The sequence below is a fragment of the Allobosea sp. CER48 genome, assembly GCF_044752385.1.
Classification (GTDB): domain Bacteria; phylum Pseudomonadota; class Alphaproteobacteria; order Rhizobiales; family Beijerinckiaceae; genus Allobosea.
This window is the reverse complement of the sequence record NZ_JBIWYK010000060.1, coordinates 1-10,426: the sequence shown is the minus strand read 5'-3', so window position 1 is coordinate 10,426 and position 10,426 is coordinate 1. Positions and strand designations below refer to the sequence as shown.

11 protein-coding genes are annotated in these 10,426 nt (G+C 70.7%); 7 read left to right on the top strand and 4 right to left on the bottom strand.

The genetic code is table 11. The features are described from left to right. Positions 1 to 1,044, bottom strand: a 1,044-nt coding sequence (xseA, locus tag ACIPIA_RS04335; RefSeq protein ID WP_400507024.1) for an exodeoxyribonuclease VII large subunit, incomplete at its 3' end; no start/stop codon positions are given. A 231-nt stretch (positions 1,045 to 1,275) separates the two neighbouring features. On the opposite strand from xseA, the gene purD reads away from it, so the two are divergent. From purD to ACIPIA_RS04320, 3 genes are read left to right on the top strand one after another with little or no spacing between them, the layout of a single operon-like run. Beyond that, positions 1,276 to 2,553, top strand: coding sequence for a phosphoribosylamine--glycine ligase (purD, locus tag ACIPIA_RS04330; RefSeq protein ID WP_400507023.1), 1,278 nt, complete (start codon positions 1,276 to 1,278; stop codon positions 2,551 to 2,553). A 33-nt stretch (positions 2,554 to 2,586) separates the two neighbouring features. Continuing rightward, positions 2,587 to 3,501, top strand: a complete 915-nt coding sequence (locus ACIPIA_RS04325) for an alpha/beta fold hydrolase (RefSeq protein WP_400507021.1) — start codon at positions 2,587 to 2,589, stop codon at positions 3,499 to 3,501. Positions 3,502 to 3,523: 22 nt separating this feature from the next. Further along, positions 3,524 to 4,399, top strand: a complete 876-nt coding sequence (locus ACIPIA_RS04320; RefSeq protein ID WP_400507019.1) for a patatin-like phospholipase family protein — start codon at positions 3,524 to 3,526, stop codon at positions 4,397 to 4,399. Here ACIPIA_RS04320 and ACIPIA_RS04315 read toward each other — a convergent pair. Continuing rightward, positions 4,359 to 5,123 carry an ArsR/SmtB family transcription factor gene (locus ACIPIA_RS04315; RefSeq protein ID WP_400507017.1) on the bottom strand — a complete coding sequence of 255 codons (765 nt, stop codon included), beginning with the start codon at positions 5,121 to 5,123 and terminating at the stop codon, positions 4,359 to 4,361. The two genes, ACIPIA_RS04320 and ACIPIA_RS04315, sit on opposite strands and share 41 nt — an antisense overlap. A gap of 86 nt (positions 5,124 to 5,209) precedes the next feature. Between ACIPIA_RS04315 and ACIPIA_RS04310 the strand changes: the two genes are divergently transcribed. Then, entirely contained in the window at positions 5,210 to 5,953 is a 744-nt protein-coding gene (locus tag ACIPIA_RS04310; protein ID WP_400507015.1) for a sulfite exporter TauE/SafE family protein, read from the top strand. A gap of 103 nt (positions 5,954 to 6,056) precedes the next feature. Next, positions 6,057 to 6,308: a hypothetical protein gene (locus ACIPIA_RS04305; protein ID WP_400507014.1), complete on the top strand. Its 252-nt coding sequence runs from the start codon at positions 6,057 to 6,059 to the stop codon at positions 6,306 to 6,308. 3 nt (positions 6,309 to 6,311) lie between these two features. Here ACIPIA_RS04305 and ACIPIA_RS04300 read toward each other — a convergent pair whose 3' ends face one another. Next, positions 6,312 to 6,776, bottom strand: a complete 465-nt coding sequence (locus ACIPIA_RS04300; RefSeq protein ID WP_400507012.1) for a nucleoside deaminase — start codon at positions 6,774 to 6,776, stop codon at positions 6,312 to 6,314. A 123-nt stretch (positions 6,777 to 6,899) separates the two neighbouring features. On the opposite strand from ACIPIA_RS04300, the gene ACIPIA_RS04295 reads away from it, so the two are divergent. Both ACIPIA_RS04295 and rsmD read left to right on the top strand, forming a co-directional pair. After that, a complete protein-coding gene (locus tag ACIPIA_RS04295) occupies positions 6,900 to 8,978 on the top strand; it encodes a pseudouridine synthase (protein ID WP_400507010.1) in 2,079 nt (692 codons plus the stop codon). Positions 8,979 to 8,981: 3 nt separating this feature from the next. Continuing rightward, the gene (gene rsmD / locus ACIPIA_RS04290; RefSeq protein WP_400507008.1) at positions 8,982 to 9,542 is read left to right on the top strand and encodes a 16S rRNA (guanine(966)-N(2))-methyltransferase RsmD; all 561 of its coding nucleotides are present in this window, start codon (positions 8,982 to 8,984) and stop codon (positions 9,540 to 9,542) included. A gap of 9 nt (positions 9,543 to 9,551) precedes the next feature. Here rsmD and ACIPIA_RS04285 read toward each other — a convergent pair. Then, a partial coding sequence (locus tag ACIPIA_RS04285) for a DMT family transporter (protein ID WP_400507006.1) occupies positions 9,552 to 10,426 on the bottom strand: 875 nt, incomplete at its 5' end.

Here is a 10,426-nt window from a genome sequence, read left to right as displayed (position 1 = left end):
CTGTTCATGGGCGCGCGCGTTGCGGGCGAGCGCAGGTGCAAGCCGCGTCGCGGCGAGATCGAGCCGCTGGCGGGGCCCGGACAGAACCGCCTCGGGCCCCGGCAGCGCACGGGCGAGCGAACGCAGGTCGCTGCGGCGGCGATCCGACAGCCGACGCATCGCGCCGGCATGGCGGCGCGACAGATCGGCGAGGAAAGCCATCAGCTCGGCGCGGACCGGAACCACCTTCTCGGCGGCGCCGGTCGGCGTCGGGGCGCGCAGATCGGCGGCGAAATCGATCAGGGTCGTGTCGGTCTCGTGGCCGACGGCCGAAACCAGCGGGATGTCCGAGGCCGCGGCCGCGCGGACCACGACCTCCTCGTTGAAGCCCATCAGGTCCTCGAGCGAGCCGCCGCCACGCGCGACGATGATGACGTCAGGCCGCGGGATGCGCCCGCCCTGCGCCAGCGCGTTGAACCCGGCAATGGCGTTGGCGACCTCGGCGGCACTGGTCTCGCCCTGCACCCTGACCGGCCAGACCAGCACATGGCGTGGAAAGCGGTCCTCCAGACGATGCAGGATGTCGCGGATGACCGCGCCGGTCGGCGACGTCACGACGCCGATGACGGAGGGCAGATAGGGGATGAGCTGCTTGCGCTCCTCGCCGAACAACCCCTCGGCCGCCAGCCGCTTGCGGCGTTCCTCCAGCAGCGCCATCAGCGCGCCGACGCCGGCCGGCTCCAGCGAATCGATGACGATCTGGTAGCTCGACTTGCCGGCAAATGTGGTGATCTTGCCGGTGGCGATGACCTCCAGCCCCTCCTGTGGCCGCGTCTTCAGCCGGCCGAAGACGCCCTTCCAGATCACCGCGTCGATCTTGGCGTTGGTGTCCTTGAGCGAGAAATAGACATGGCCGGAGGAAACCGGCCCTCGATAGCCGGAGATCTCGCCGCGCACGCGCACGAATCCGAACGCATCCTCAAGGGTACGCTTCAGCGCGCCGGAGAGGTCCGAGACGCTCCATTCAGGGGCATTGCCGGTCGGCAGGGGCGATTCGCGATCCATGGCCGGACCATAGCGGGCCGGACGGGACAGCAGAAGCGTTGCCCGCGACGCCCGGTGCCGCTATTGCGCAGGGATCCTTTCGGTAGACCTCAGCCCCCATCCTGAGGAGCCGCGCCAGCGGCGTCTCGAAGGATGGTCCAGAGCGCACTGGAGCATCCTTCGGGACGCGTTCCCCCGGAACGCTCCTCAGGATGAGGGCTCACAAAGCCGCCAGCGCGGATGGGTGCCAACATGAAGATCCTTCTGATCGGTTCTGGCGGCCGCGAGCATGCGCTCGCCTGGGCGATTTCGGCCTCGCCGCTCTGCGATGCGCTGTTCATCGCGCCGGGCAATCCCGGCACGGCACAATGCGGTGAGAACGTCGCGGTCGATGTCGCCGACCATGCCGCCGTCGTCGCCTTCTGCCGGTTGCAGGGCATCGACCTCGTCGTCGTCGGCCCGGAAGGGCCTCTGGTCGCCGGCATCGCCGACGATCTCCACCAGGCCGGGATCAAGACCTTCGGCCCGTCCAAGGCGGCGGCCCAGCTCGAGGGCTCGAAGGGCTTCACCAAGGAGCTCTGCGCGGAATTCGGCATCCCGACCGCCGGCTTCGGCCGCTTCGGGGATGCCGCCTCCGCCAGGGCCTATGTCGCGGACAAGGGCGCTCCGATCGTGATCAAGGCCGACGGGCTCGCCGCCGGCAAGGGCGTGATCATGGCCGAGACGCTGGATCAGGCGAACGAGGCCATCGACATGATGTTCTCCGGCAGCTTCGGTGCGGCCGGTGCCGAGGTCGTGATCGAGGAATGGATGGTCGGCGAGGAAGCCAGCTTCTTCGCGCTCTGCGACGGCGCGCATGCGCTCGCCCTCGCCTCGGCGCAGGACCACAAGCGCGTCGGCGACGGCGATACCGGGCCGAATACCGGCGGAATGGGCGCCTATTCGCCGGCGCCCGTGATGACGCCCGCGCTGGAAGAGCGCGTCATGGCCGAAATCATCCGGCCGACGCTCGCGGGCATGGCCAAGCGCGGCACGCCGTTCCAGGGCGTGCTCTTCGCCGGGCTGATGATCACGGCGCAGGGGCCGAAGCTGATCGAATACAACACCCGCTTCGGCGACCCGGAATGCGAGGTGCTGATGCCGCGCCTCAAGAGCGATATCGTGCCGGCTCTGCTCGCAGCCTGCGACGGGGTGCTCGACAAGGTCGACCTCCGCTGGCGCGACGAGGCGGCGCTCACCGTGGTGCTGGCAGCCAGGGGCTACCCGGCGAGCCCGGAGACCGGCAGCGTCATCCGCGGCGTCGAGAAGGCCGAGGAACTGGACGACATCCTCGTCTTCCACGCCGGCACGAAGCTGACGAATGGCGACCTCGTCGCCAATGGCGGGCGCGTCCTCAACGTCGTCGCCCTCGGCAAGAGCGTCGGCGAGGCACAGGCGCGCGCCTATCAAGCGGTCGACAGGATCGACTGGCCGGAAGGGTTCTGCCGCCGCGACATCGGCTGGCAGGCGGTGAAGCGCGAGCAAGGCTGACAGGACGCTGCGGCGGGAGTTATGCTCTCGGTCATGGCGAACATCGACAATCTCTTTCCCGGCTTCAAGGCGCACTGGATCGACGGGCCGGTCGGCAAGATCTTCGCGCGCGTCAGCGGCGAAGGCCCGCCGCTGGTGCTGATCCACGGCTTCCCGCAGACCCATGCCGAGTGGCACCGGCTCGCGCCCGAGCTGGCTAAGACCCATACCGTCGTCTGCCCGGACCTGCGCGGCTATGGCTGGTCGGCCGCGCCGCATGGCGACGGCGGCAGGGAGACCTACACCAAGCGCAGCATGGGCGACGACATCGTGGCCGCGATGCAGGCGCTCGGCCATATCCGCTTCGGTGTGATCGGCCATGATCGCGGGGCGCGCGTCGCCTATCGCCTCGCACTCGACCATCCCGGCCGGGTCGAGCGGCTCGTCCTGCTCGACATCCTGCCGACCGTCTCGATGTGGGAAGGCATGAACGCGGCGCGTGCCATGCAGGTCTATCACTGGACCTTCCTGGCGCAGCCCGAGCCGATGCCGGAAAACCTGCTCAAGGCCGACCCTGTCGGCTGGCTGGACCGAACGATCGCGAGCTGGAGCCGGGCGAAGAATCTCGACCTGTTCGATCCGCTGGCGATGCGGTCCTACGCGGAATCCTTCGCCGACCCTTCGCGCACCCATGCAGCCTGCGAGGATTATCGCGCCGGCGCCACCACCGATATCGAGCACGACAAGACCGATCTCGCTGCGGCCAAACGTATCCTCTGCCCGACGCTGGTGCTCTGGGGCGAGGCCGGCATCCCGGCCAAGGGCGCGAGCCCGCTCGAAACCTGGCGCAAGACCTTCGCGCCACAGGCCGAGGGACAGGCGATCGACAGCGGGCACTTCCTGCCCGAAGAGAACCCGCAGGCCACGCTCGCGGCGCTGAAGCCCTTCCTGGCGCAGGCCGTGGCCTGAGCCGGCGGAAGGACCGCAGGCCATGAGCGGCTCCCGCAGCAGCGCAGCTCCGCCGGACGACGCGGGCACGCCCGAGATCGCGCTCGTGCTGGGCGCGGGCGGCGCGCGGGGCCTCAGTCATATCGCGGTGCTGGAGGCCTTCGACGAACTCGGGCTCAAACCCGCCCGGATTTCCGGCTGCTCGATCGGCGCCATCGTCGGCGCGGCCTATGCCGCCGGGCTCTCCGGCCGGGAGCTGCGCGAGCATGTGCTTTCGGTCTTCGGAGACCGGGCCCGCGCTCTTGCAAGGCTGCTCGACGCCCGCATCGGCAAGCTCACCGATCTCGTGCGCGGCCTGGGCAACCCGGTGCTGATCGACGGCGAGCGCCTGCTCGACCTGTTCTGGCCGGAGGCGGTGCCGGACCGTTTCGAGGAGCTGGCGATCCCGTTCACGGCGGTGGCGGCCGACTACCATCGCCACGCCGAGGTCCTGGTGAACGACGGGCCGCTGACGCCTGCCGTCGCCGCCTCGCTCGCCATCCCCGGGCTGGTGCGGCCGATCGCGCTCGGCGGGCGCGTGCTGATCGATGGCGGCGCGATCGATCCCTTGCCCTATCGCGCGCTTCTGGCGCGCGGCCGCGTCGTGGTCGCGGTCGATGTCAGCGCACCGACGAGCGCGACGAGCGACACCCGCATTCCCGGCGCGATGGAGGCGATCGTCGGTGCCTCGCAGATCCTGACACGTACGCTGGTCCAGCGCATGGTCGAGCAGCAGCCGCCGGACATCCTGATCCGGGCCGGCACCGACGGCATCGGCGGGCTCGACTTCTTCAAGGCGAAGGCGATCCTCGCAGCGGCCGAGCCGATCAAGGACGAGGTCAAGCGAGGGCTGGAACGGGCGCTTTCGAACGCGGGCTGACCGGCGCGGGCGCGTCGCAGCGGAAGCCGGGAAGCGAGCTCTCCAGCACCGCCCGGCCTTCCCCGGTCAGGATCACGGCACGGCTGTCCTTGCGGCGACGCACCCAATCCATCTCGAAGCAGCGGCAGGCGAGCGAGGCCGCAAGATGGCCGGCGAGATGCGGCCGGCGCTCGCTCCAGTCGAGACAGGGCCGCAGCGCCGCGCGGCGGCTCCGGCTGCTCGCGTCGGGGTCGACGCCAAGACCGGAAAAGATCGCCCGGCCCGACGCGGTGAGCGCATAGCCGCCCTCGCTGACGGCAAGATGACCGCCCGTCATCAGCGCGTCATGGATGCCGATGCCAAGGCGGCCGGCGAAGTGGTCGTAGCAGGTCCGGGCCTCGCTCAGTTCGGCGCCGACGCGCGAAGGCAAACGCCGGCTGGTGACATCCAGATTGGCCAGCACCATCAATCCCTCCAGCGCCGCCGCCACCTCCGGCCCGGCGAGCCTGTAGTAGCGATGGCGCCCCTGCACCGCGACATCGATCAAGCTGCCCTGCATCAGCTTGGCGAGATGGCCGCTCGCCGTCTGCGGCGCGACGCCGGCGATCCAGGCGAGCTCCTTGGCCGTCAGCGCCCGGCCGTCCATCAGCGCGTGCAGCATGTTGGCGCGGGCCGGATCGCCCATCAGATGGGCGATCTCCGCGAGATAGGGACCTTGCGTGTTCATGCCGACATGATGCGCCATCGCCGCCGCGCCGCAAGCGGGAACGCTACGGCGCCGGCCGTAGCATCGGGCCGCGACAGCCGCCGCAGGCAATGCCAAAAGCAGGCATGGACAACACGACCCTCCTCCTCTTCATCACCGCGACCTTCGTGCTCGCCGGCTTCGTCAAAGGCGTGATCGGGCTCGGGCTGCCGACCATCGCGGTCGGCATCCTCGGCGTGGTGATGGCGCCGGCACAGGCAGCGGCGCTGCTCGTCGTGCCCAATCTCGTGACCAATGGCTGGCAGATCGCGACCGGGCCGAAGCTCGGCACGACGCTGCGGCGGCTCGGCCCGATGCTCGCCGCGATCTGCGTGGGGACATGGGCCGGCGCCGGGCTGCTGCAGCAGCAGAAGGACGGCACCGCGACGCTCTGGCTCGGCCTTGCGCTCGTACTCTATGCGCTGGTTGGGCTGAAGGCGGCGAAACTGCGCGTTCCCGCCCATTGGGAAGGCTGGCTCGGCCCCGTGATCGGCCTCGCCACGGGCGTCGTCACCGCGGCTACCGGCGTCTTCGTGCTGCCGGCCGTGCCTTATCTGCAGGCACTCGGCTTCGACAAGGACGAGCTTGTGCAGGCGCTCGGCATCTCCTTCATCGTCTCGACGCTGGCGCTCTCCTTGGGCCTGATCGGCGCCGGCGCGCTGAACGGCACCGTCGCCTGGCAATCGCTGCTCGCCCTCCTTCCGGCGCTGCTGGGGATGGGCGCCGGCCAGTTCATTCGCAACCGCATCTCGCCGGCGACCTTCAAGGCCTGCTTCTTCGCCGGGCTGCTGGCGCTCGGCGCCTATCTCTGCTGGCGCAGCCTTGCGTAACGGTCCGCTTCTTGCTTAAGGACGCGCGGGGGTACATCGCCGGTCTTAACCAAGCGCTAACCATACGGGCGCAGCCTTGACCGGCCGCAACAGGAGCGCCTGCATGGATGCCTTCACCATGGTCATCATGGCCTGCGTCGCCGGGGAAGCCCCCTGCGCCACCAGTCGCATCAGCGAGATGGAATTCACCTCCGTCCAGGCCTGCGAAGCGCGTATCGACGACATCACCCGCTCGATGACCAAGGAGTTCGGCAAGCGCCCGGAATTCAAGGGCCGGCAGGTCACCTACGACGTCTCCTGCATGGACCGCGCTCAGCTCGCGCTGAAATTCGGCATCAACTCGTCGGACACCTGAGGATCAGCGGCGCGCGCGGAAGAAGTCCCGCAGCAGCGCCGCAGCCTCGATTTCGCGCAAGCCGCCATAGGTCTCCGGCGCGTGGTGGCAGGTCGCGCTCTCATAGAGCCTGACGCCGTTCTCGATCGCGCCGCCCTTCGGATCGGCGGCGCCGAAATAGAGCCGCCTGATCCGCGCGAAGGAGATCGCGGCGGCACACATCGGGCAGGGCTCGAGCGTGACGTAGAGGTCGCAGCCGATCAGCCGCTCGCTGCCGATCGCCTCGCAGGCCAGCCTCAGCGCCAGCATCTCGGCATGGGCGGTCGGGTCCTTCAGCTCCAGCGTGCGGTTGCCGGCCCGGCCGAGAACCGCGCCGTCGCGCACCACCACCGCCCCGACCGGCACCTCGCCGCGCAGCGCAGCCGCCTTCGCCTCGTCGAAGGCGAGCGCCATCGCGTCGAGCGCGGAGGGTGATTGCGGTTTAGACATCGTGAACCCCAGCTTTGGCGCTCGCAGCGAGGGAAAGCCTCTGCTACAAGCGCCGGTTATAGCGAATAAGCGAGCCAGGCCCTTCCCGCAAAGCGGTTGTGCTCGGCCGGCTCAGGAGCAGTCATGAAAGACGACGACAACAACAGAGGCCGCGGCCCACGCAAGGGCGGCGGCGCCGGCGGCCGTGGCGGCGGCAAGGGCTTCGGTGGCGGCAGGGACTCGGGCGGCAGGAGCTTCGGCAGCCGCTCCGGCGGCGAGGGCCGCGGCCCGGCGCGCGACGGTGAGCGCAAGCCCTTCCGCAGCCGTTCGACCGGCGACGAGCGCCCGGTCCGCGACGGCGAGCGCAAACCCTTCCGCGGTCATTCCGGCGGCGACGAACGCCCTGCACGCCGCTTCGAGCGGCCGGCACGCGCCGAGGGCGATGCCCCGCGTCCGCGCCGTTTCGACGGCGAGCGTCCGGCTCGCTCCGGCGCAGAAGGCGAAGGCCGCAGCTTCCGCGAGCGTTCCGGCGAAGAGCGTCCGCGGCGCCCCGCCAGAACGGGCGATCGCCCCTTCCCGGCCCGCGACAGGGCGCATGGCGGAGCCGACCGGCCACCGCGCGGCGAGGGCCGCGACGGCGAGAAGCGTTTTTCGCGCCCGCGCCCTCCGCGCTTCGAAAGTGCCGGCGGTCATGAGGATCGGCCCCGCCGCGCGCGCGAGGCAGCGCCCGAGCGCAAGCTGATCACGGCCGACGAGCCGGAGCGCATCGCCAAGGTGATGGCCCGCGCCGGCGTCGCCTCGCGCCGCGACAGCGAGGCGATGATCGAGGAAGGCCGCGTCAGCGTGAACGGCACGGTGCTGGAAAGCCCGGCCTTCGACGTGAAGCCGACCGACGTCGTGCTGGTCGACGGCGAGCCCCTGCCGGCCCGCGAGCGCACGCGCCTGTGGCTCTATCACAAGCCCCGCGGCGTGGTGACGACCAATTTCGACCCCGAGGGCCGGCCGACCGTCTTCGACGTGCTGCCCGAAGACCTGCCGCGCGTGCTCACCATCGGCCGCCTCGACATCAATACCGAAGGCTTGCTGCTGCTGACCAATGATGGCGGGCTCGCGCGCGTGCTGGAGCTGCCGGAGACCGGCTGGCTGCGCCGCTATCGCGTGCGCGCCTTCGGCGAGGTGACGCAGGACGTGCTCGACACCGTCAAGGACGGCGTCACCATCGACGGCATCCAGTACGGACCGGTCGTCGCCCGCTTCGAGCGCCAGCAGGGCTTCAACACCTGGCTGACGGTCGATCTGCGCGAAGGCAAGAACCGCGAGGTCAAGACCGTGCTCGAGCATCTCGGGCTGACGGTGAACCGGCTGATCCGCATCTCATTCGGTCCGTTCCAGCTCGGCGACCTCGAAGAAGGCGAGGCCGACGAGATCCGCTCGCGCGTCCTGCAGGACCAGCTGGGCACCGAGCTCGCCGCCAAGGCCGGCGCCGACTTCGAATCGCCGCGCCGCGACGCCCTGCCCGCCGCGCCGCGCCCGGCCCCGGCCGGCGAAGACCGCCCGCGTCGACGCCGCGAGAGCGCCGACGACCAGCACGAGGCGCGCCGCGAGGCGGTGCGCGAGCTGCGCGGCGACAAGCCGTGGACCCGCACCGTCTGGCGCGATGCCGAGACCGAGCCGCAGCGCGAGCGCAAGGCGGCTCCGCGCCGTGGCGCCGATCCCAAGCTGGAGCGGCAGCAGCGCGAGGCCTCCGGCGAGGTCAAGCGCCGGCGCGACACGCCGATCGCCGATCCGAAGGGACGGCGCGTGCTGGTCGAACGCGTCGGCGCCGCAGCGCGCGAAGAGGAGGCCCCCGCGCGTGGACGCAGGCCCGACCGGCTGCCGCGGCACGAACGTGGTCGCACGTCCGAGGAAGCCCGGCAGGAACGCCCCGCCCGCGGCGAGCGCCCGGAACGCGTGAGCCGCGAGGCCACGGAACGTCCGCTGCGCCGCACGCGCGACGCGGCCGCCGCCGAGGATCGACCGCGCGGACGTAGCTTCGGCGACAAGCCCGGCGGGAAAAGCTTCGGTGGCAAGAGCTTCGGCGCCCGTTCCTCGGAACGACCGGCCGGTGGCGGCCGGCCCTTCGGCGGGAAGCCGGGTGGCGGACGACCGGGCGGCGGCAAGGGCCCACGCCCCGGCGGCAGCGGCAGGGGTCCGCGCCCGTCTGGTGGCGGCAAGCGCGGCTAGGCGATGCGGATCGTCGGCGGACGTCTCGGCGGCCGGCCTCTGGCCGGCCCGAAGCCGGGGATCGGCAGCATCCGGCCGACCTCGGATCGCCTGCGCGAATCCCTGTTCAACGTGCTCGTCCACGGCTACGGCGACGCGGTCGAGGGCGCGCGCGTGCTCGATCTCTTTGCCGGCACCGGCGCCCTCGGCTTCGAGGCGCTCTCGCGCGGGGCGGGCTTCGCGCTGCTGGTCGATGACGGCACGGAGGCGCGTGGCATCATCCGCGAGAACCAGATGGCGCTCGGCCTCGCCGGCTTCAGCCGCATCTTCCGCCGAGACGCGACGAAGCTCGGGCCGATCACGGGCATGGCGCCGTTCGGCCTGGTCTTCTGCGACCCGCCCTATCGCAACGGATTGGGAGAAAAGGCGCTGGCGTCGGCGCGCGAGGGCGGCTGGCTGGCGCCCGAGGCGCTGATCGTCCTCGAAGAGTCTGCGGATGCCGAGATCAGCCTGCCCGATGGCTTCGAGGAGCTGGAGCGGCGGGCATACGGGGAGACCCAGGTCTTTCTGTTGCAGGCGCGCTGAGGCCGGCCGCTAGCCGCGACGGGCCCGCAGCGCCAATCCAACGCCGCTCAGCGTGATGGCGATGGCGAGGATCTCGCGCGGCCCCAAGGCGTCGCCCAGCAGCGGCACGGCCGACAGCGTGCCGACGATCGGGACGATCAGCATGCCGGTTGCGGCGACCGCCGTGGGCAGGCGCTTCAGGGCGCCGAACCAGCTCAGGTAGCACAGCGCCATCGGCCCAACCGCCATGTAGGCGAGCCCCAGAGAGCCCTGGCCGGACAGGGCGTAGACCCGCGGCTCCTCGAGAAGCAGGCTGAGCACGACCATCGGCAGGCAGCCGAGTGCGACTTGCCAGGCCGTCGACGCCGTCGCCGGCATCGCCATGGGCTTGCGGGCCATCACGGTTCCCACGGCGAAGAGAATGGCGGCGGCGAGGCCGAACAGCACGCCCGGCAGCTTGCGGACAGCGAAGTCGGGCCCGCCCATCAGGATCGCGATGCCGGCGACGCCGAGCGCCAGCGCGAGCAGGCTGCGGCCGTCCGGCCGCTCGCCCTGCAGCGGCCAGGCGATCAGCATCGCCCAGATCGGCATCGAATAGGCGATGAGCGCCCCCTCGGAAACCTTGAGCCAGTTCAGCGACAGGGCGGTGAAGCCCATCCAGGCGAACACGTTGATCCCGGCGGCGAAGGTCAGCGGCAGCCAGGCTCCGCTCGGAACGGCGAGCGTCTCACCCCGACGGACCGCAATCAGGGCGAGGAAGGCCGCGCCGATCAGGCCCGCCGTGCCGCGCGCGAACAGCGGCGGCCAGTCGATCAGGACGTATTTCAGGACGGACCAGTTCAGCCCCCAGCCGCAGGCGGTCACTAGAAGGAGAATCCGACCGAGCTTCTGGTCGGCCATTGCGG